Genomic DNA, 20953 nt, shown 5'->3' on the forward strand with positions numbered 1-20953 from the left:
TTGTGCCGTGCGGTATGCGTGGCGGTGCGCCCCTCCCCAGGGCGGCCCGCCGTCGCAGGATCATTGCACAGGGAAAACAGACGGCAGGAGGGACCGTCGGCGAACGGCCCCTCCTGCCACCGGCAGTTGCTCAGCGAACGGTCACACGCGGTCCGCCGCGATCAGCACGTACTGGAACGAACCGTCCCTGTACGAGTTGATGAACGCGTCCTCGATCCCCGTGACCAGCGACGACGTGGCGCGCAGCTCCCAGTAGGGCAGCGTGTCCGGCGTCAGGTCGATGACGGTCTGCGGCACGAGACGGTTGTCGGCCATCGCGCGCAGGTACTCGCGGCGCGAGTGGATGTTGCACTCGAAGTGCGCGTTGATCTGGGACACCCACTTCGACGGCTGGCCGTAACGCGGGTTCCAGCAGCCGGTGATGGTCACATAGCGGCCGCCGACCTCCAGGACGCGGGAGTGCTCGGCGAACAGGTCGTGCAGATCGACGTACATGGTCGACTCGTTGTTCCACGACGCCGAGATCTGCCCGGTCTCGAACGGCATGTCCAGCATGTTGCAGACACGGGCCCTGACGTGGTCCTGGATGCCGAGTTCCTCGGCCCGGCCGTTGGCGAAGTCGGCCTGCTTGGCCGAGAGCGTGACCCCCTCGACCTTGCTCCCGAAGTGCTGGTGCGCCATCACCATCGAGCCGCCGCGCCCGCAGCCGGCGTCCACCAGCGTGTCGTCGCGCCCGATGTCGCCCAAGTGCCCGAGCAGGTACGCGGCTTGCGCGGATTCGAGCCGGTGCAGCTCGGCGATGAGCTTCTGCTCGCTCGCGTCGCCCGCCGGGTCGCCGAGCGCGGCATGGTCGACCTCGCCGATGCCGTAGTGGTGGTGGTACAGACCGTCGACATCGCCGAGCCGCAGGTTGACCGGCCGGGCCTCGCCGTCCCAGTAGCGGGCGATGTCCCCCTGGTAGGGGGTGGCCGGCTCGGGGATGAACGGGGTGGTGCCGTGGGCCGTGGCGGTGAGTTCGGTGCTGGTCACTGATGTGTCCTATCTCTTACCAGAAGTCGGGCAGGCTGTAGCGGTAGGTGTTGTTCTGGTGCCATTGGTGGTTGCCGTCGACCCACGCCGCGACGCCCCGCAGGAATCGCTGGACGTTCGGGAGCGGGCAGGCGGCGGCCAGGGCCGCGGCCTCTGCCTCGAAGGCGTGCATGAGTTCGTTGTGGACCTCGACCGACTTGAGGTAGGCCTCCTTGTCGGACAGGTCCTCGCGCTCGGCGATCACGACCGGCAGGTTCAAGTGCCGTCCGGGGGCGTCGAGTTCCTTCGTGTACGAGTACAGGTCGTTGACGATGGTCGTCGCGTTGCCGGCGAGCGCGATGACCTTCTGCATGTCCGGCAGGGCGTGCAGATCCGCCGGCAGTTCGTAGCCGCCGACGGTGTCGGTGATGGTCGGGCAGGGGCGGAAGTTGTTGAACTGGCGCATCGCCAGGTATTCCCACACCTCCGGTACGTGGTCGTGCTCGGACCAGGCGGCCTCGGCGAGGTAGCCCATGTGCAGGCGCGCCATGTCGTGCCGGTACCGGTCGGCCTGGGACGGGCTGCTCGCCTTGACGAAGTACTCCATGGCGGAGCGGTAGGCCCGCCGCGGGGCGTCCGCGTACAGCGACTCGGCCCACTGCGGCTGGTACTCCTGCGTCGTGTACAGCGGGTCGAGGGTGGTGTGCGCCAGCAGGAGGCGCGAGCCGAGACCGACGGGCGAGCCGCCGTGGTCCTCGCAGTAGCAGTCGTCCAGCGCGTTCTCCGCCATCATCAGGCGGGTGGCGATCATGACGTGGTCGACGGTGGGCGCGTCGGGGTGGCAGCCGACCATGTAGCTGCCCACGGAGAACCCGTCGAACTCCTCCTCCCAGTCGTCGGGGTACAGGTCGACCTCGTCCAGCGCCCAGGCCTTGATCCGGCGGCTGACCTCCGCGACCCGTACGGGATCGGGCTCCGGCGCCGGATGGTGGTACAGGCCCGGAACGGGCCGGCCCTTGGCGGCGCCCGGCGCCGGAGCCGAGTCCGGTGCGGACGGCTCCGACAGCGCCGCCGGGGTCAGGCGCAGGCCCGCCGTGCCCAGGCCGCTGGGCCCGCGCAGCAGCCGCTCCACATCGGCGCCCGCGGCCGGTGCTCGGGCCGCCGGAACCTCGACTGCCGGAACCTCGATTGCCGGAGCTTCGACAACGCGGGCCTCGACAGCCGGTGCCTCGGCGGCCTGCGAGGGCACGCGCGGCGGGCCGCCCGTGACGGCGCCGATGTCGCGGGCGCGGGCCGCGGCGTCGGCCAGGACCTGCGCCCCGAAGCGGGAGACCGCTTCCGGCAGGCTCGACTGCAGAGGTGTCGGCTCAGGCGGGGGCATCCATGTCTCCTTGAGGGCTCCTTGGTGGGGTGAGCGGCCGGGGTCCCGGCCCGTTACCTGCTGGGCCAGCGGCCGATCTGCACGTTCTCCAGCACACCGACCGCGTCCGGCACGAGGATCGCGGCGGAGTAGTAGGTGCTGACGAGGTACTTGGTGATGGCCTGCTCGTCGACGCCCATGAAACGGACCGAGAGCCCCGGCTCGTACTCGTCCGGCAGACCGGTCTGGTGCAGGCCGATGACACCCTGGTTGTCCTCGCCGGTACGCATGCAGAGGATCGAGCTGGTCCGCTCCTTGGTGACCGGGATCTTGTTGCAGGGCAGGATCGGCACCCCGCGCCAGGCGGGGACCTGCTGGCCGCCGAGGTCGACGTGGTCGGGGTACAGGCCGCGCGCGTTGAACTCGCGCCCCATCGCCGCGATGGTGCGCGGGTGCGCCAGGAAGAACTTCGAGCCGCGGCGGCGACAGAGCAGCTCGTCGAGGTCGTCGGGCGTGGGCGGGCCGGAGTGTGTCTGGATGCGCTGCTTGAAGTCGGCGTTGTGGAGCAGGCCGAACTCCCGGTTGTTGACGAGCTCGTGCTCCTGACGCTCGCGCAACGCCTCGACGGTGAGCCGCAGTTGCTCCTTCGTCTGGTTCATCGGCTCGTTGTAGAGGTCGGCGACCCTGGTGTGCACCCGCAGGATCGTCTGGGCCGCCGAGAGCTCGTACTCGCGCGGCTTCGCCTCGTAGTCGACGAACGCGCCGGGCAGTTCGTGCTCGCCCACGTGCCCCGCCGACATCGGGATCTCCGCCTCGCCGCGGTGGTTCTGGCCTCGGCCGGCGAGTGACTTGAACTCCTCGATGTGCTCCTGAAGGGGCGGCGCCGAGGACACCACGGACGCGAAGTCGGCGCGCGAGAGGGTGAGCAGGGTGCCCGAGGTCTCGGCGACCACGGTCTGCTCCCAGCGGGCGTCCTCGTCGAGGAGCGCGTAGTCGCCGAAGCGGTCGCCGTCGGCCAGGACGTCGAGCGCGACCTCGTCGCCGTACTCGCCCTCGGAGAACTGGTTGATGCGGCCGTGGGCGATCAGGTGGAGCTTGTCCGCCGGTGCCCCGCGCTCGACCAGCGTCTCGCCGGCCCGGAAGTCGCGCTGTACGCACCGGTCGGCGATGGCGGTCAGCACCTCGACGTCGTCGAAGCCGCGCAGCAGGGCCAGTTCACCGAGTTCGCGGGGGATCACACGGACGTCGCCGCCGTCCTGGATGAACTCGATGGTGCCGTCGCCGACGGTGTAGGTCAGGCGGCGGTTGACCCGGTAGACGCCGCCCTTGGTCTCCACCCAGGGCAGCATCCGCAGCAGCCACCGCGAGGTGATCTCCTGCATCTGCGGGGCGGACTTGGTGGTGGTGGCGAGATTGCGGGCGGCCGCCGTGCCGAGGCTGGTCTGCTGCGGCGGCACCGACACGGTGTCCGGGGTGGTCGAGTCGGTCGAGTCAACGGTCATCGGATGAGCTCTCCTTGGTCGGGCGAAAGCACGCATGCCCGTTGTGACGGGGCAGAAGTAGGAAAGGTGAGCAATTCGGTGGGAATACGTCCAGAACCAGAATCACCGTAAGGGCCCTCTCACCCGCCCGGCCAAGGAAAGCCGGCGACATTAACTCGATGCGATGATCAAGCCCGGCCGGTGTTTGCCCGGCGACCGACGGATCTCGGCCCGTTTGCCCGCCGTGTCCGAGCGGCCACCGACCCCGATGTCACGCGGCGGGCGGGCGCCGCGGCCCCGCGAAACCGATGGAAGTCGGCCAGCGGTCACAGAGGTCCTCATTGCGGACACCGCGCCGGTCGGGGTAGGGGACCGCGGTGCAAGCGGAACCCACCCGTGCGTCACCGCACGCCACCGCGTTAGGCTGGCGGCGATAACCGGACACGGGGTGCCCCGCACAGAGGGCTGAGAACACACCCGTCGAACCTGAACCAGTTCGCACTGGCGGAGGGATGTCTCATGCCTGTGACGCATGTTTCCAGCGGCCTGCCTGCCGACCACGACAGCGGCGCCTTCGATGGGCGCATGCCCGCCGCACCCGGCGACCTCGGCATCGAGGGGCGCGGCATCGAACCGGTCCCCGAAGGCAACCGCTACGGCGGGGCCGGACGCCTGTTCACCGTGTGGTTCGCCCCGAACCTGACGATGACCGGTGTCTTCACCGGCACCGTCGGCATCGCCCTCGGACTCGACTTCGCCACCGCGCTCGCCGCCGTCGTGCTGGGCACCCTGATCGGAGCGGTGCCGACCGCATACCTGGGGACGTGGGGGAGCCGGACCGGCGCGGGGCAACTCCCGCTGGCCGGGCTCGCGTTCGGGCGCGGCGTCGCGCTGCCCGGAGTGCTGCAGTGGCTGTCGTCCATCGCGTGGGACGCGCTGATCGGCCTGTTCGGCGGCGACGCGCTGGCCCGGCTGCTGGGCTGGCCGTTCTGGGCCGGCGTCCTCGTCATGCTGTGCGCCCAGGGACTGCTCGGCGTCCTCGGCTACGAGGCCATCCACCGGCTTCAGATCGTCATGACCTTCGTGCTCGGCGCCGCCTTCGCGCTCATCGCCTGGCGGATGCTCGACGGCGTGCACCCGGCGGCCCACGGCTCCGTGCACGGCGCCGACCGCGTCGGCGCGTTCGTCCTGACCAGCACCATCGCGCTGAGCCTCAGCCTGTCCTGGGCGCCGTACGCCAGCGACTTCAGCCGCTACCTGCCCGCCGCCACCTCCCGTACCCGCATGTTCTGGTACACCCTGCTCGGCCTGCTGGTGTCCTTCGTGGCCGTGCAGGCGCTCGGCCTGTGGGGCGCCTCCGTGCTCACCGACCAGACGGCGGCCGGGGTCGACGAGATACTCGGCGGGGGAGTGCTCGGCGGGTTCGGACTGCTCGCCGTGGCGCTGGCCGCGCTGTGCAGCAACGCCATGAACGACTACAGCGGCTCCCTCGCCCTCCAGACCATCGGCGTGCGCATACCGAGGCCGGTGGCCGCCGCCCTCGCCGCCGTCCTCGGCTTCCCGCTCGTGCTGTGGATGCACGCCGCGGACACCACGGCGCGCTTCCAGAATGTGCTGCTGTTCGTCGGGTACTGGATCCCCGGCTTCGTCGCGATCGTCCTCGTCGACTGGGGCGCCCGGGCCAGGGAACGTGCCGGGGCGCCGCTCGACCTCGCCGTCGAGCGCGGGCGACGGCAGCCCGCGTGGCCGGCGCTGCTGGCCTTCGCGGCGGCCTTCGCCGCGGCGGTCCCGTTCATGGACACCAGCCTGTACGTGGGGCCGGTGGCCGAAGCGTTGCACGGTGCGGATGTGTCGTACTACGTGGCGTTCCTCGTGGCGGCGATCGTGTACGCACCGCTGCGGCTGCGGCGACGCGGCTGACCTGCCCTCTTCCGTACGTACCAACCACGGCACCTCGTCTGTTTGGAGCGACCTCATGCCCACGACACCCACCGCAGGACCCGACCTCGCCGCCTTCGCGGCGCAGGCGCTCGGGCGCGTACAGCGCGAGTCACCGCTGGTGCAGTGCCTGACCAACGCGGTGGTCACCGGGTTCACCGCCAACGTGCTGCTCGCGGTGGGCGCGGCGCCCGCCATGGTCGACATCCCGGACGAGGCTGGGCCCTTCGCCCGGGTGGCCTCGGGCGTGCTGGTCAACCTCGGCACCCCGCGCGCCGAACAGCGCGCCGCGATGCCCGAGGCCGCGCGCGCCGCGAATGAAGCCGGGACGCCCTGGGTGCTCGACCCGGTGGCCATCGGCGCGCTGCCGGTGCGCACGGCGCTCGCGGCCGAGCTGCTCGCACTGCGGCCGACCGTGATCCGCGGCAACGCCTCCGAGATCATCGCGCTCGCGGGCGCGGGCGGTGGCGGCCGGGGCGTGGACGCCTCGCACGGCGTCGAGGCCGCCGAGGACGCGGCCGCCGAACTCGCGCGCACGGCGGGCAGCGTCGTCGCGGTGTCCGGCCCCGTGGACCACGTCACCGACGGCACGCGCACCGCCCGGATCGCGAACGGGGACGCGCTGCTGACCCGGGTGACCGGCGGTGGCTGTGCGCTGGGCGCGGTGATGGCCGCGTTCGCCTCGGTGGACGAGGACCGGTTCGCGACGACGGTGGGGGCCGCCACCGCGTACACCGTTGCCGCCGAGTCCGCGGCGCGGACCGCGGCCGGTCCCGGCAGCTTCGCCGCCGGCTTCCTGGACGCGCTCGCCGCGCTCACCCCGGAGGATCTGGCGAAGCGGGCGGAGGTGTCATGACGGCACGTACGCGACCCGTGCACGCGGGTGTCGACCTGTCGGTGTACCTGGTCACCGACCCGGACCAGTGCGCGGCCCGCGGCCGCACCGTGGCCGAAACCGTCGCGCAGGCCGCGGCCGGAGGTGTCACCGCCGTACAGATCCGGGAGAAGCACGCGAGCGGCCGGGAGTTTCTGCGGACCGTCCTGGACGTCGCCGCGATCCTCCCCGAGCGGGTCGCGCTGATCGTCAACGACCGGGTCGACGTGTTCCTGGCGGCGCGGGCGCACGGCGCGCGCGTCACCGGAGTCCACGTCGGCCAGTCGGACCTGCCAGCTGCCTCCGTACGCCAACTCATCGGCGACGAAGCCGTGTTGGGGCTGAGCGCGGCCACGCCCGGCGAACTGCACGCCGCCGCGACATCGACGGCACACGTAGACCACGTCGGCATCGGAGCGCTGCACACCACACGCACCAAGGCCGATGCCCCCGAGCCGCTCGGCCACGAGGGCTTCGCCGCACTGGTCGCACTGAGCGAGCTGCCCACCGTGGCCATCGGCGGTGTCGTCCCCGACGACCTGCCGCACCTGCGGGCCGTGGGCGCGGCGGGCGGCGCGATCGTCTCCGGCATCTGCGCCGCAGAGGACCCGCGTGCCGCGGCCCGCTCGTACACCGAAGCGTGGTCGAGCAGCCCTCACACTCGTATCCGAAAGGACGTCTCCGCATGACTGGGACACCGCCCGCGGTCGCGCCGCCCCGCGTGCTCACCATCGCCGGATCCGACTCCGGCGGAGGCGCCGGGATCCAGGCCGACCTCAAGACCATGCTGGCCCTCGGCGCGCACGGCATGAGTGTCCTCACCGCGGTGACGGCCCAGAACTCCCTTGGTGTGCAAGGCGCCTGGAGCCTGCCGCTGGAGGCGGTGCGCGCCCAGTACCGCAGCGTCGTCGACGACATCGGTGTGCAGGCGCTCAAGACCGGGATGCTCGCCGACCCCGACATGGTCGTCACGGTCGCAGAGCTGCTGTCCGAGGCGCCGGCCCCCGTCGTCGTCGACCCCGTCAGCGTCTCCAAGCACGGCGACCGGCTGCTCGCGAACGACGCCATCGACGCCGTGCGGGACCGGTTGCTGCCGGTGGCGACGGTGGTGACACCGAATCTCGACGAGGTCGCCGAGATCACCGGCGTCGCGGTAGAGGCCGACACCGCGGAGACCGACATGCGGCGCGCCGCCGAGCGCCTGCTCGCCTACGGACCCCGTTGGGCGCTCATCAAGGGCGGCCACCTGCCCGGCGAGGCCGTCGACCTGCTCACCGACGGCACGGACGAGCACTGGCTGCGCTCACCGCGCCACGACAACGCCCACACCCACGGCACCGGCTGCACCCTCGCATCGGCCGTCGCGGCGGGCCTTGCCCAGGGGCACGAGGTGCCGGAGGCGGTGCGACGGGCGAAGGAGTACGTCACCGGTGCCATCGCGGCGGGGTTCGCGCTGGGGTCCGGGATCGGGCCGGTCGACCATGGGTGGCGGTTCCGGGCGACTGGCTGACGGTGTCTCAGGCCCTCGCCTCGTGAACCACGTTCCCTGCCACCACCACGACCTCCGCGACGGTGCCGGGGATGTCCTCCGGGGCGGCACGGAGGATGTCGCGGGAGAGGATGGAGAAGTCCGCGACCTTGCCGACGGACAGTGAACCCCGTTCGTTCTCAAGGAAGTTGGCGTACGCAGAACCCATCGTGTACGCGTGCACTGCCGTCGTCACGTCGACCGTTTCCTCGGGCATCCAGGCCGGGCCGCCGGTCAGTGGCTTGCGCGTGAGGGCGGTGTAGATGCCGATCATCGGGTCCATCTCCGCGACGTTCCAGTCGCTGGAGAACGCGAGCGTCGCACCGGCCGCGTCGAGGGTGCGCATCGGCCACGCCTTGTGCCAGCGGTCCGCGCCGACGTTCGCCGCCCAGTCCTGGCCGGGGCCCGCGATCTCCGGTGCGCAGTGCCGCGGCTGCATGCAGGCCACGACGCCGAGTTCGGCGAAGCGCGGCGCGTCCGCCGGGTCCAGGCACTCGACGTGCACGACCTGGTGGCGGGCGTCGCGCGGCCCGTTGACGGTGCGAGCCGCCTCGACCGCGTCCAGGACCGTGCGGATGCCCCGGTCGCCCGTGGCGTGCACGAAGCACTGGAAGCCGCGCGCGTCCAGCTTCGTGAGCAGGTCGGCGAACTCCTCGGCCGGGTAGAACGTCTCGCCCCGGTGGCCCCCGCAGCCCGTCGAGTACGGCTCCAGGAGCGCGGCCGTGCGGGGCTCCACGACGTCGTCGATGTAGAGCTTGAGCGGGCCGAGCCGCATGTGCTCGTCGCGGTACGCGTGCGTGGCGGCCTCGAATTCGTCGAGGTCCGCGTCCGAGGTGCCGCGCGGGTGGAACAGGGCGGCGACGAGGCGCGAGCGAAGCCGCCCCTCGGTCCTGGCCCGCTCGAACAGGGTCAGGTCGTCCAGGGAGTTCTGCGGCTCCACCACCGTGGTGATGCCGAACCGGATCGCGTCGTCGAGGGACTTCACGAGCCGCCCGTACTGCCGCTCGGGGGACGCCCACGGCACACCAAGTTCGCGCAGTGCCCGGTGGCCGTCGCGGGACAGTCCGCGTACGGCGAAGTCCCGTACGAATCCGGTGGGTTCGCCCGTCGTCGGGTCGATCTGCGCGGTGCCGAAGGGGAGTTCCGTGCGGTCGGCGCGCACCCCGAGCCGGTCCATGGCCGCCGTGTTGAGCCAGGCCGTGTGCACGTCGTAGCTCAGGACCATGGCCGGGGTGTCGCCGGTGACCGGGTCGAGGTCGGCGGCCGTGGGCATTCGGCCGTCCGGCAGCGCCGAGTAGTCGAACGCCTCGGCCTCGATCCAGGCGGCCTCGGGGTTGCGCTCGCGCCAGGCGGCGATGCGGTCGTGGATCTCCGACAGGCTCACGGCGCCCGCGAGTTGGACGCAGGCGTCGTCCGAGCCGAGCCGCACGTGGTTGTGGGCGTCGATGAACCCGGGCAGCACGAGCCGCCCGCCCGCGTCGATGACCCGGGTGTCCGGGCCCGTCCAGCGGTCGGCGTCCGCGTCGGCGCCGAGCCACACGATCCGCCCGTCGCGCACGGCGAGCGCCTCGGCCTCGGGCAGTTCGGGGTCGACGGTGTGGATGCGGGCGCGGCGGAGCACGAGATCTGCGGGGGAGGAGTGGTGCTGTGCGGGTGCCATGGGGTGGGGCTCTTTCTCGTACGAGGGGTGCTCGGGGAAGGGGATGGGTGGCTATGGGGTGTGGGGGCGGGCGCTGCCGCGGGCCAGCGCCGCGTACACGACGGCCGCGACGACGGCGCCGAGCGCGCTGAGGTCCATGCCGCCGAGCGGGGCCACGAGCGGGCCGCGCCACAGCGCGCTGTCGCAGGTGAGCGCGGCGAACACCATGCCGGCGAGCAGGGCGGTGAGGCCGGCGGGGCTGTATCCGGCGCGGAACCAGTAGCGGCCCGCACGTCCGGTGTGCAGGGACTCGGCGTCGTAGCGGCAGCGGCGCAGCACCATGTCGGTGAGGAAGACGCCGCCCCACGGCGCGAACACGATGACGAGCAGCGACAGGAACGACAGCAGCGACTCCGTGAAGTCGACCAGGAACAGCGCGGCGAGCGAACCGGCGGCCGTCACCGCCGCGCTGATGAGGATCGCCTTCGCGCGGCTCCACGGGATGCCGAGGACCTGGAGGTTGAGGCTCGACGAGTACAGCGTGATGATCGAGTTGGTGACCGAGCCGCCGAGCACCAGGGCGAGGAACAGCGGCTGGAACCAGCCCGGCAGCAGCCCCTGCGTCCCCGCCACCGCGTCCGTGAGATCGGCCTGTGTCGCGGCGGCCGCGCCGGCGATCCCGAGGGCTACGGAGGAGATGAGGCCGCCGAGCGCCCCGTTCCAGGTGAGCGCGCGCATCGTGGTGGTCGCCGGGAGGTAGCGGGTGTAGTCGGCCGGCATCGGCACGTAGCTGATCGGCCCGGCGAGCACCACGACGAACGCGAGGGACCAGGCGGCGGCGCCGCCCGGCGCGGGCGCGGCGCCGGTGTCCGTGCCCGGCAGCAGGAACAGCAGCATCGCCGCGAACCCGATGGTCAGCGCGTACGCCATCCAGCGCTCGGCCCACTGCACGGTGGCGTGGCCCCACAGGGCGATGGCGAACGTCAGGGCCAGGGTCGCGGCGAGGCTCGCGGCGCGGGCGGTGGTGCCGTGCCAGCCGAGTTCGGCGCAAATCGCCTGGAGCGCGAGGACGCCGACGACCGTGTTCACGATGGTGTAGCCGATGCTGACGATCCAGTTCAGCAGGCCCGCGGGCCAGTTGCCGCGCACGCCGAACGCGGCGCGGGAGATCACCAGTGTCGCCGTGCCCGTGCGGACGCCGCTCATGCCGGCCGCGCTGATGGCGAAGAACGTCAGGCCCCCGAGGACGACCGCGAGCACCGCCTCCCAGAAGGACAGGCCGAAGGAGACGGCAAGGGCGCCGTTGATGACGTAGGTGAACGTCAGGTTCGAGCCGAACCAGAGCCAGAACAGGTCCCGGGCCCCGCCGTGCCGCTCGGACTCCGGGATCGGGTCGATGCCGTGCTCCTCGACCTGGAACACCTCGTCCCTGGCCGGCTGCGGGGGCGCGTCCCGCGCGACCTGGTCTGCCGTCATGGCGTCGCCTCTCGTCTCTCGTCTGTCGTTCGTCTCAGAGGGAACGGCTTGAATGCCATTCAAGAAACTTGAATGGCATTCAAGATGCGGCGCGGTGCCGCCCCACGTCAAGAGGTAGGCTGCGATCGGCACGAACAGTGGTGAGGGGCGGTGCGCATGGCCGGGGCGACAGCGGCACGACCGGGGCGGTCGTCGGGCGGCGACCTGCGGACCCGTACGCTCCAGGAGGCGACGGCCGTCGTCGCCGAGCAGGGCCTCGCGTCGCTGACCATGGCCTCGCTCGCCAAGCGGCTCGGCACCAGCGGCGGGCACCTGCTCTACTACTTCGGCTCCAAGAACCTGCTGCTCGTCGAGGCCCTGCGCTACAGCGAGGCCGCGCTCACCGAGGAGCGGGCGGCGCTCCTTGCCCGCCGGGTGACCCCGGCCCGCAGGCTCGACCTCTACCTGGACCTGTACCTGCCGGCCGGTCCCCGTGACCCGCGCTGGATGCTCTGGGTCGAACTGTGGGCCCGCTCCGGCTCCGACGACGAACTGCGTGCCGCGCAACAGGAGTTGGACGACGGCTGGCAGCGCGACCTGGAGGCGATCCTCGCCAAGGGTGTGGACCGAGGCGCCTTCACCATCACCGACATCCCCGGCCGCGCGGCCCAACTCCTCGCGCTGCTGGACGGGTTGAGTACCCGGGTCGTCCTGGGGCAGCCGGGCGCCGAACGGCCCCGGGCGCTGGCGGCGGCGCGCGATGCGGCGGCGGCGCTGGTGCCGGCGGGCGATTGACTCCCACCGTGGGTGCAGAGGGCGCCGTCCTCAGCGCGCGCTTCCGCTTCTGAGGGCCCCCGCGAGCACCAGCTTCGCCGCGGCGAGTGCGGAGATGGCCAGCGCCCCGCCGGCCACCCAGTGGTCCCCGGCGCTCGTCACGACCTGCGGGAGGTCGAAGTGGCGCAGGGCGGCGACGTAGGCGACGAGGCCGCCCCAGAACGCCACCATCGCCGCGTAGCCGAGCCATGCCACCGTCAGTTCGGCGCAGAGCGTCGCCGCGAGCACGGCCAGGCCCTGCGTCGCCACACAGCTCAGGAAGACCACGCCCGGCATCCGCCGCTTCCAGTGACGTACGACGGCGTACAGCAGGATCGCCACACCGTCACGGCGACCACCAGCAATGCGGCGGCGAGCCCTTCCAGGCCCGCGAGCGCGTACCGGGTGCCGAGCACCGTCGTCGCGGCGACGGCCGTCAGCGCGGGCGGGCTGTCCGCCTCGTGTTCCCAGCGGGCCCGGTCCCGTACGAGACGGCCGCAGAAGTCGAGCGCGAGCAGCACCCACGGGCCGTCCCACGCCCAGGAGCCGTCGGTCGTCAGTCGGCGGGCCGGTCGCCCGGCAGCTGCCCGGACCCGGGTTCGTGGGTGGTCATCGACAAGGCCATGAACAGGGCGACGAACCAGAACACCCCGGTGAAGACGCCGAGCACGCTGGCCGCGACGACCCAACCCATGCGCCGGACCCTCCGGCGGTGGGCGATGAACGACGGCACGCAGAGGAGGAGCAGCGCCAGGATCGCCATGATCAGGAGTTCGAGGGGGCCTATTCGTGAGAACACGTGGTCACCCTGTCCGGGCCCCGCGGCGCCGGGCGGCGGAGCGTCAGCGTGCGCTGGGCGCGCACGTGTACCGGTGCTCCGGCCGGCCCGCGTCCCCGTAGCGCAGCGACAGTTGGACGACCCCCTTGTCCTGGAGGTAACGGAGATAGCGCTGGGCCGTCAAGCGGTGTTCGTGCGCACCCCCAAGTTGATGTCCTCGCACAGCGCCAAGGAGATCGCGGCCAAGATGCCGAGCGACTACGCGCAGGGCGGCGAGGGTCGTACACGACCGAATTCACCGACGAGGCCAGCTCACCGGCCGCCCTGCGCGGATGTATGCGATCAGCCGCCGTACACGTCCTCCACGTAACGCCCCTCCGCCATCAGCCCGGTGAGCCACTGCTCGGCTGCGGCCTCGTCGGCGCCGGGGGTGCGCTCGCGGTGCAGCGCACGGAACGCGGCGCGCACCCCGGGCGCCATCCGGGCGCCGTCCCCGCACACGTACACCCGTGCCCCCGCGTCGAGGAGACGGCCGAGCTCGGTGCTCTCGGCGGCGATGCGGTGCTGGACGAAGGCGTGTCCTTCGACCGGGGCGTCGCTGAAGACGGGCCGCAGCGAGACCGTACCCGCCGCGTCGGCGGCGCGCAGCTCGTCGGCGTGCATGAAGTCGCGCTCGGGGTGGTCGCAGCCGAAGTAGAGAAGCGCGGGCGGCAGTTGGGCGTTCCGCGCCGTGCGCTCGGCGACCACTCCGCGGAAAGGGGCGAGGCCCGTCCCCGCGGCGATCATGATGACCGGCTCGGTGGTGTCGGGCGCGATGCGGAAGACGTCGCGGCAGGGCTGGACGCGGCCCAGGACGGTGTTGCCGGGACGCAGCGAGGCCAGGTGGTGGGAGCCCGTGCCCCGGTAGCGGCCGGTGCCGGAGGCGGCGGGCGCGTCGAGCACGGACACCATCAGGTCGACGTGGCCCGGGAGTTCGGCCGGACTGGACGAGACGGAGTAGTGGCGCGGGCGCAGCGGCGGCAGCAGCCCGAGCAGCACGCTCCAGGTCAGGACGTCGCGCAGCGCCGGGTGGTCCTCGACGAGCTCCAGGAAGGTGCGCGGGTCGTCGGCGGACAGCTCCCGCAGCGCGGCGGCCTCCGGCGGGCAGGGGTTGGCGGCGGCGAGCGCTGCCACCTCGTCGGGGCTCGGGCGATGCTGCAACTCGACGTGGTATGTGAGGAGTTCGCGGACGGTCACGGGCCTGTCGAGGGGCAGGGCGTCGCGGCGCGGGCGGGCGTCACGGATGTCGAGCACTGTGTCCGGGTCGAGGTCGAGGACCTTCAGTGCGCGGTCGACCAGCCCGTCCTCGTGTGCGGGCAGGACCGCAAGGTGGTCGCCGGTCCGGTACGACACACCCTCGGGCAGCGCGAGCCGCACGAACCGCTTCACGCGGGGGTGGCCGGGCGCCGTCAGATCGCGTGCCTCGGTGACCGTGAACGGCACGAGCCCGTGCAGGGCCGCCGCCGTGTCCAGCGGACCGCCGGTGATCTCGCGGACCTCGTACGGGGCGGTGGGCCCGGCGGGGGTGTTCGCTGCGGTGGCCTCCGGGTCCCCGTACCGCTCCAGGAGGGCGGCGCGCAGGTCGGCGGTGAAGGTGCGGACGGTGCCGCCCAGGTCGCCGGAGGCGTCGGCGGCGGCCCGCGCGCACAGCCGCTCGGCGCCGAGCGCGGCCAGGCGCGCGTCGATGCGGGTGGGGAAGTGCTGGTAGGTGGCGGCCCAGTTGCGGTCGCCGACGCCGAGCACGGCGTACGTGACACCCTCCGTCGATGCGGAGGCGTCGAGCAGCTCGGCGGCGAACCGACCGGCGTCGTCCGTCGGCCGGCCGTTGTAGGACGCGGCGACGATCACCACGGGACGGTCGGTCGGAAGGCCCTCCGCGTACGCGTCGAGCGGCGCGACCTCCGCCTCGCAGCCGAGCGTGGCGGCCTCGTCGGCGAGCTGGGCGGCGAGTCCGGTGCAGGTGCCGTAGTTGCTGCCGTGCAGGAACAGGGCGCGGGTGCCGGGCAGTACGCGGGCCGGAAGTGTGTCGCTCACCAGGTCCGCCTCGGCCTTGGCGGCGCCCGGCAGGGGAGTGTGCCGGCGGTCGGCCGGGGTGCGCGGCGCGAGCGTGAGGGTGAAGCCGTCCGGCTTGAGGGTGAGGGTCTCCTTCACCGTCAGTTGGTAGTCGGCGTGGTCGACCAGGCGGTAGCGGTGCACGAGCATCGCGAGCAGCATCGTCGCCTCGTGCAGCGCGAACTGCCGCCCGATGCAGGCCCGTTCGCCGGTGCCGAAGGGTTTGAACGCGTGCGGGGACCGCTCCGCCTCCGCCTCGGGCGTGAACCGGTTGGGGTCGAAGCGCTCCGGGTTGTCGCCCCACACCGGTTCCCGGTGCAGCATCGGCGCCAGCACCGTCACACCCTGCCCCGCGCGCAGCGGAATGCGGCCGCCGAGCAGCGTGTCCTCGCGCGCCTCCCGGCTGAACGCGGCGGCCGTCGGCCACAGGCGCAGCGCCTCGTTGAGGACCTGGCGGGTGTACGTGAGCCGGCCGACCTCGTCGAAGTCCGGCTCCGGGTCCGTGGTGTCACCCCATAGGGCATCCACTTCGCGGCGTGCGAGATCGAGGACGGCGGGTTCTTGGCGAGGTAGTACAGGGCGAAGGACATCGCGCCCGACGTCGTCTCGTGCCCGGCGATCAGGAATGTGATGACCTGGTTGCGGATGTTGGCGGTGTCGAGCGTGGAGCCGTCCTGCGGGTGCTCGGCCGTCAGCATCAGGCCGAGCAGGTCGTCGGTGTGCCGCTCGCCGCTCTCGACGCGCGCGCTGATCACGTCGTCGACGACCTGGGCGAGATAGTCGGCGTCGGCACGGAACGCCGCGTCGGCCGCCTCGTAGTCGCCACCGGGCACCCGCGCCAGGCGCTTCATGCTCCACTCCAGGCAGCGCACCATCGCCTCGACGAACGGGTGCGGCTCGCTGCTGTCGAAGGAGGCGAAGTCGTAGCCGAACCCGGCCAGTCCGATGGTGTCGAGCGTCATCCGGGTCATGTCACCGGGCACGTCGACCGGGCTGCCGTCGGCGGCGGATTGGTCCCAGGAGTCGACGAGGCGGCGCGCGACCCGGTACATCACCGGGTGGTACGTGCGCATGGAGCCGAGCGCGAAGGCGGGCATCAGGATGTCGTGGGCGCGCGCCCAGTTCGGCTCGTCGTTGTAGGCGGTGAACAGGCCGTCGGCGGCGAACTCGCGGACGTTGCGCAGCGCGGGCCCGATGCTCTTGGCGAAGCGGGACTCGTCGGCGAGCTCGGTGACGAGGTCGAGGTCGGAGACGAACAGGGCGTCCCGCCCGTGCACCCGCCGCACCAACTGCGGACCGTGCTCGCGCATCAGGCCCATGATCTGCTGCAGCGGTCCGGGGCCGAGACCGGAGGCTGTGACGTCGACGACGGGGACCCCGGCGGCGGCGTAGGCGCTGTCGTCGGGCGTGGGGGAAGGGGCGGGCGCGGAGTCCGGCATGGTGGGGCGGTGCCTTTCGCGGAGGGGGACCTGCTGTCGCGGAGTGGGGAACTGCGGCTTCCAGCTTGATCCGCTTCCCCTGCTGGTCAGCCCCTCGCCACTACATGATTGTGTAGTGGCTGACGGTGTATCGGACTTGTGCCCTGGCGCCGTCCGTGGCACGGACGACCCTCATGGAGGCGATCAGCGAATGGACACCGGGGACGCGGTGCTGTGGCGCAATCGCGCGATGGTGCTGTTCGACCGGATCCCGATGCCGGTCGCGGTGTGCGACCCGTACGGAAACGTACGGCTGGTCAACGCCGCGTTCGCCCTGGAGTGGGGCACCACCGCGGGCCGCCTGAAAGGGCGCGCGATCCTCGACCTGTTCGTGCCGGTCGACGCCGCGCAGGTCGACCGGATCGCGCAGGCGCTGAGGGCGCGACGCCGCTCGCGCTACACGGTCGCGGTGGCCTGGCGCGGCGGCGAAGGCACGGGGCGGCGCGGCGAGTTGATCGTCGACACGGTGAGCGAGACCGCGCACCGGGTGCCCGACCTGCTGGTGACGGTGCGAGTGCTGGACGCGGCGGCCGCGCCCGAGCGAACCGCGTCCACGGCCTCGCAGCCGCACCCGCAGGAGGCGCGCATCCTGGCCCTGCTGGCGGCGGGCGCCACGACGGCCCGCGCGGCCCGCGAGACCGGCCTGACGACCGACGGTGTCACGTACCACCTGCGCCAACTCTCGCGCCGCTGGGGTGCGTCGAACCGCACGGAACTGGTCGCGCGGGCGTACGCGGAGGGAGTGCTGGTGGCGGGGGAGTGGCCGCCCCGGCTCGCGGCGGAGGCGCGGGAACACGACGCGTGACCGGGGGGGCGAGTGGATCCCGCACTCCCTACTGCGCCGCGGGCGCTTCCTGCGGTGGGGCCGTGGATGCCCGTACGACCAGTTCCGTGGCGAGTTCGATGTGGTGGGACTCGACCCGTTCGCCGCCCGCGAGGCGCAGCGCGGTGCGCAGGGCGATGCCGCCCATCTCGCGCAGTGGCTGGCGCACGGTGGTCAGGGGTGGTGCCGCCATCCTGGCCAGGAGCGTGTCGTCGAAGCCGACCACGCTCAGATCCTCGGGGATGCGCAGGCCGCGGGCGCGGGCGGCCTCGATGACGCCGAGGGCGATCTCGTCGTTGCCGGCGAAGATCGCCGTCGGTGGTTCGTCCAGGTCGAGCAGTGCGGCGGCGCCGAGTCGGCCGGCCTCGTGCGTGAACGCTCCGTGCCGGACGTAGTCGGCAGGCGTGGAGGCGCCCGCCGCCTCCAGGGCGGCGCGGTAGCCGTGCATACGGGCCTGGTTGCACACGGCCATGGTCGGTCCGCCGAGGTAGCCGACCCGGCGGTGGCCGAGGCCGAGCAGATGCTCGGTCGCGGCCAGTCCGCCGGCGAAGTTCGTCGCCCCGACGCTGTGCACCCGGTTGTGCGGCAGATGCAGCGGGTCGAGGACGACGAGCGGAAGCCCGGCCCGGGTCAGCTCCTTCACATGCGCGGCCGTGTACATGCTGGTGACCGCGATGAGGGCGCGCCGCCCGGCGGACGCGAGGTCCCGCGCCCAGTGCGGGGCGGGCGAGGACTTGCTGATCACGACGGAGGCGCCCAGTTCGGCCGCGGCGTCGATGATGCCCTCCAGCGCCTCGGCCGAATACGTCTTCAGGTCGCCGTTGAACTGCACCTCGATCGTAAGGTTCTTCACGGCCTCGGTGTGCCGGAACACAGGGGCCAGGTAGTCGTGCTCCAGCAGCAGCTCCTGTACCCGGGCGCGGGTCCGTGGTGCCACGTCACTGCGGTCGTTGACCACCTTCGACACGGTGGCCACGGAGACCCCCGCCTCGCGGGCGATGGTCGACAGGGTGGTGCGTCTAGCGTGCGGTGGCATCTGCTTCTTCCAGGGTCACGTCCACCGGTGTGGTGAGCCGCCGGTCGTGGCCGACCACCCGCGTGGGGCCCGTCAATCGTACGACAGCCCGGCACGGCAACTCCTGCGACGAGGCGCCGACCTGCACCTCGACGTCGCCGGGTTCGACGATCCGGGTGAGATCGCGGCCGGTGAAAGCGGTCCGGTCGGCGTGCACCCGGAAGCTCACCCGTGCGCTCGCCCCGGGAGCGAGTTCGACCTGCTGGAAGCCGGTCAACTGCCGTACCGGACGTGTGACTTGTGCGACGGGGTCGCGCAGATACAGCTGGACGGTCTCGCGCCCCGGCCTGGCACCGGTGTTGCGCACCCGCGCCGACACCGTGAACTCGCCGTCGGTGGGCACGTCTCCCGCGCTCACGCGCAGCTCCCCGATCTCGAACGTCGTGTACGACCTGCCGTGTCCGAACGGGAACAGCGGAGTCGGGTCGACGCTGCTGATGCCCTGTGTGTGCGCGCCGAGCGGCGGCTGCAGATAGGTGCCGGGCTGGCCGCCGGGGCGGCGCGGAATCTGTACCGGCAGCCTGCCCGCCGGCTGGACGCGTCCGGTCAGCACACCCGTGATGGCCGCCGCGCCCTCCTGACCCGGCATGAACGCCTGGACGAGGCCGGCGGCGCGCGGATGCACCTCGCCGAGGGCGTAGGGGCGGCCGGAGAGCACGACCACGACCACGGGCGTCCCGGTGGCGAACAGCTCCGTGAGCAACTCCGCCTGTACGCCCGGCAGTCGCAGGTCGTCCACGTCGCAGCCCTCGCCCGACGTGCCGTTGCCGAACAGGCCGGCACGATCGCCCACCACCGCGACGCACAGCTCCGCCCCGCGCGCCGCTGCCGCCGCCGCGGCGAAGCCGGAGCGGTCCTCCTCGCGCACATCGCAGCCCGGCTCGAAGACGATCTCGGTGTCCGGGAGTTCGCCGCGCAGCGCCTCCACGACGGTCGGCGCCGAGATGCCGAGCGGCAGGCCGGGATGGCGCGGCAGCACGTGGTTCGGGAAGGCGTAACAGCCCATGAGGGTGCGCGAGTCGGCCGCGCACGGCCCCACCACGGCGATGCGGCCCGGCGCCCTGCGCCCCGCGTCCGTGTCGACGAGCGGCAGCGCGCTGCCCGCGTCGAGCAGTACGACGGACCGCTCGGCCAACTCGCGGGCCAGTTCCCGGTTCCCCGGCGAGTCCAGGTCCCGCGACGCGGCGGAGGCGGCCGAACCCTCGGGCGTCCAGCCGGGATCGAGGAGGCCGAGTTCGACCTTCTGGGTCAGCAGCCGGCGCACCGCCCGGTCGAGCAGGGACTCCGGAAGCTCGCCCCGCCGGACCCGGTCCTCCAGGTGCCGGCCGAAGGTGAGCGTGTCCGGCAGTTCCACGTCGATGCCCGCACCGAGCGCCAGCACGCCCGCCTCGTCGAAGTCGGCCGCGATCCCGTGCATCCCGGCGAGGAACGCGAGCGCCCCGTAGTCGGAGACGACCGTACCGGTGAACCCCCACTCCTCACGCAGCAGTTGGGTCAGCAGCCACGGGTCGGCGCCGGCCGGGACGCCGTCGATGTCGGAGTAGGAGTTCATCACGGACCGGGCGCCGCCCACCGCGATCGCCGTCTCGAACGGCGGCAGGATGACATCCATCAGTTCGCGGCGGCCCATCGGCACGGGACCGTGGTTGCGGGCGCCGCGGGCGGCCGAGTACCCGGCGAAGTGCTTCAGGGTGGCGATGACGCCCGCGCCCTCGAGTCCGCCGACGTACGCGGCCCCGAGCATCGACACCAGATAGGGGTCCTCGCCCATGGTCTCCTCGACCCGGCCCCATCGGTAGTCCCGCACGACGTCCAGGACCGGAGCGAGCCCCTGGTGCACGCCGAGCGCCCGCATGTCCCGCCCGATCGCCCCGCCGAGGCGGCGCACCAGCTCCGGGTCGAAGGCCGCCGCCCACGCGAGCGGAGCCGGGTGGACGGTGGCGCCGTAGGTGTTGACCCCGGTGAGGCACTCCTCGTGGGCCAGGGCCGGGATGCCGAGCCGGGAGCTCTTGACGACGGTGTGCTGCTGCGCGACCAGGAGGTCCGCGCCCTCCCGCGCGCTCACCGGACGGCTGCCGTACACCCGAGTGAGGTGGCCGAGCCCGTCCCGCGCCGCCTCTTCGAGCGGAACGCGCCCGGCCTCCTCGAACAGGTCCTCCAGCGGGGCTACTTGGGGCTTCTCGACCTGCTCCTCGCCGGTCTCCCCGGCGTCGGCCGCTGCGTCGTCGCCCGCTTCGTGCCCCATGAAGTTGCCGAGCCAGCGGCTGCCGAGCTGCGCAACCTTCTCCGCCACCGTCATCTCGGCGAGCAGCGCCTCGACCCGGTCGGACACGGGCAGTTCCGGGTCCTGCCAGCGTGGCGCGACCCGCTCCGTCCCGGCACGTGAATCAGCCGCGGCCATCCACATCCTCCTCTGTCCTCAGCCGCAGAACGTCGAAACAGTTTCGATATCTGTCGCGGCTTTCACGAGTCTCGTGTCTGCGGGACGCTACGCACAAGTCCCTTGTCCCACAACGTTATTGCAGATGTCTTGACAGCCCTTTGGCCGCTACCTAATTTGCATGCACAGAGCTGAACCTTGGCTGTATTTCGAAAACTTTTCACGTCGGCCC

At 72.2% G+C, this 20953-nt stretch carries 16 protein-coding genes, 2 pseudogenes and 1 riboswitch; of the genes and pseudogenes, 7 read left to right on the forward strand and 11 right to left on the reverse strand.

What is annotated here, in order from left to right; translation table 11 throughout:
- Window positions 1–141: 141 nt before the first annotated feature.
- From ACIA8D_RS19870 to ACIA8D_RS19880, 3 genes are read right to left on the reverse strand one after another with little or no spacing between them, the layout of a single operon-like run.
- Window positions 142–1029: a geranyl diphosphate 2-C-methyltransferase gene (locus ACIA8D_RS19870; protein ID WP_399233819.1), complete on the reverse strand. Its 888-nt coding sequence runs from the start codon at window positions 1027–1029 to the stop codon at window positions 142–144.
- A 16-nt stretch (window positions 1030–1045) separates the two neighbouring features.
- Window positions 1046–2389, reverse strand: a complete 1344-nt coding sequence (locus tag ACIA8D_RS19875) for a family 2 encapsulin nanocompartment cargo protein terpene cyclase (RefSeq protein WP_399233821.1) — start codon at window positions 2387–2389, stop codon at window positions 1046–1048.
- A 53-nt stretch (window positions 2390–2442) separates the two neighbouring features.
- Complete coding sequence (locus ACIA8D_RS19880; RefSeq protein ID WP_399233823.1) at window positions 2443–3870, reverse strand: family 2B encapsulin nanocompartment shell protein; 1428 nt, start codon at window positions 3868–3870, stop codon at window positions 2443–2445.
- Between the two features lie 413 nt (window positions 3871–4283).
- Window positions 4284–4379: riboswitch (TPP riboswitch) on the forward strand.
- Between ACIA8D_RS19880 and ACIA8D_RS19885 the strand changes: the two genes are divergently transcribed.
- The 4 genes from ACIA8D_RS19885 (at window position 4369) to thiD (ending at window position 8171) form a co-directional block, all read left to right on the forward strand.
- Entirely contained in the window at window positions 4369–5769 is a 1401-nt protein-coding gene (locus ACIA8D_RS19885) for a purine-cytosine permease family protein (RefSeq protein ID WP_399233825.1), read from the forward strand. It overlaps the preceding riboswitch by 11 nt.
- Window positions 5770–5824: 55 nt before the next feature.
- Window positions 5825–6643, forward strand: a complete 819-nt coding sequence (thiM, locus tag ACIA8D_RS19890; protein ID WP_399233826.1) for a hydroxyethylthiazole kinase — start codon at window positions 5825–5827, stop codon at window positions 6641–6643.
- Entirely contained in the window at window positions 6640–7350 is a 711-nt protein-coding gene (gene thiE / locus ACIA8D_RS19895; protein WP_399233828.1) for a thiamine phosphate synthase, read from the forward strand. Before thiM ends, thiE begins: the two co-directional genes overlap by 4 nt.
- Entirely contained in the window at window positions 7347–8171 is an 825-nt protein-coding gene (thiD, locus tag ACIA8D_RS19900; RefSeq protein ID WP_399233830.1) for a bifunctional hydroxymethylpyrimidine kinase/phosphomethylpyrimidine kinase, read from the forward strand. Before thiE ends, thiD begins: the two co-directional genes overlap by 4 nt.
- Window positions 8172–8178: 7 nt before the next feature.
- Here the strand turns inward: thiD and ACIA8D_RS19905 are convergent, their stop codons facing one another.
- Complete coding sequence (locus ACIA8D_RS19905; protein WP_399233831.1) at window positions 8179–9849, reverse strand: amidohydrolase; 1671 nt, start codon at window positions 9847–9849, stop codon at window positions 8179–8181.
- 51 nt (window positions 9850–9900) lie between these two features.
- Window positions 9901–11304 (reverse strand): purine-cytosine permease family protein, encoded by a 1404-nt coding sequence (locus tag ACIA8D_RS19910; protein ID WP_399233833.1) that lies wholly within the window; start codon window positions 11302–11304, stop codon window positions 9901–9903.
- 156 nt (window positions 11305–11460) lie between these two features.
- Here ACIA8D_RS19910 and ACIA8D_RS19915 point away from each other — a divergent pair, with 156 nt between their 5' ends.
- Window positions 11461–12078 (forward strand): TetR family transcriptional regulator C-terminal domain-containing protein, encoded by a 618-nt coding sequence (locus ACIA8D_RS19915; RefSeq protein ID WP_399233836.1) that lies wholly within the window; start codon window positions 11461–11463, stop codon window positions 12076–12078.
- Between the two features lie 30 nt (window positions 12079–12108).
- Here ACIA8D_RS19915 and ACIA8D_RS19920 read toward each other — a convergent pair whose 3' ends face one another.
- From ACIA8D_RS19920 to ACIA8D_RS19930, 3 genes are read right to left on the reverse strand one after another with little or no spacing between them, the layout of a single operon-like run.
- The gene (locus ACIA8D_RS19920; protein ID WP_399233838.1) at window positions 12109–12438 is read right to left on the reverse strand and encodes a hypothetical protein; all 330 of its coding nucleotides are present in this window, start codon (window positions 12436–12438) and stop codon (window positions 12109–12111) included.
- Complete coding sequence (locus ACIA8D_RS19925; RefSeq protein ID WP_399233841.1) at window positions 12372–12617, reverse strand: hypothetical protein; 246 nt, start codon at window positions 12615–12617, stop codon at window positions 12372–12374. Before ACIA8D_RS19925 ends, ACIA8D_RS19920 begins: the two co-directional genes overlap by 67 nt.
- Window positions 12618–12652: 35 nt before the next feature.
- A complete protein-coding gene (locus ACIA8D_RS19930) occupies window positions 12653–12895 on the reverse strand; it encodes a superinfection immunity protein (protein ID WP_399233842.1) in 243 nt (80 codons plus the stop codon).
- 169 nt (window positions 12896–13064) lie between these two features.
- On the opposite strand from ACIA8D_RS19930, the pseudogene ACIA8D_RS19935 reads away from it, so the two are divergent.
- Window positions 13065–13151: pseudogene (locus ACIA8D_RS19935) on the forward strand (ABC transporter substrate-binding protein); the annotation flags it as partial.
- Window positions 13152–13216: 65 nt separating this feature from the next.
- Here ACIA8D_RS19935 and ACIA8D_RS19940 read toward each other — a convergent pair.
- Window positions 13217–16404, reverse strand: a pseudogene (locus tag ACIA8D_RS19940) (cytochrome P450).
- 190 nt (window positions 16405–16594) lie between these two features.
- Here ACIA8D_RS19940 and ACIA8D_RS19945 point away from each other — a divergent pair.
- The gene (locus tag ACIA8D_RS19945; RefSeq protein ID WP_399233845.1) at window positions 16595–17248 is read left to right on the forward strand and encodes a PAS domain-containing protein; all 654 of its coding nucleotides are present in this window, start codon (window positions 16595–16597) and stop codon (window positions 17246–17248) included.
- A 28-nt stretch (window positions 17249–17276) separates the two neighbouring features.
- Here ACIA8D_RS19945 and ACIA8D_RS19950 read toward each other — a convergent pair whose 3' ends face one another.
- Both ACIA8D_RS19950 and ACIA8D_RS19955 read right to left on the reverse strand, forming a co-directional pair.
- Window positions 17277–18302, reverse strand: coding sequence for a LacI family DNA-binding transcriptional regulator (locus ACIA8D_RS19950; RefSeq protein ID WP_399233847.1), 1026 nt, complete (start codon window positions 18300–18302; stop codon window positions 17277–17279).
- Window positions 18286–20742 (reverse strand): glycoside hydrolase family 3 N-terminal domain-containing protein, encoded by a 2457-nt coding sequence (locus ACIA8D_RS19955; RefSeq protein ID WP_399233850.1) that lies wholly within the window; start codon window positions 20740–20742, stop codon window positions 18286–18288. Before ACIA8D_RS19955 ends, ACIA8D_RS19950 begins: the two co-directional genes overlap by 17 nt.
- Window positions 20743–20953 lie beyond the last annotated feature (211 nt).

Origin of the sequence: Streptomyces sp. NPDC051684 (assembly GCF_044453445.1) — a bacterium.
Taxonomy (GTDB): Bacteria; Actinomycetota; Actinomycetes; order Streptomycetales; family Streptomycetaceae; genus Streptomyces.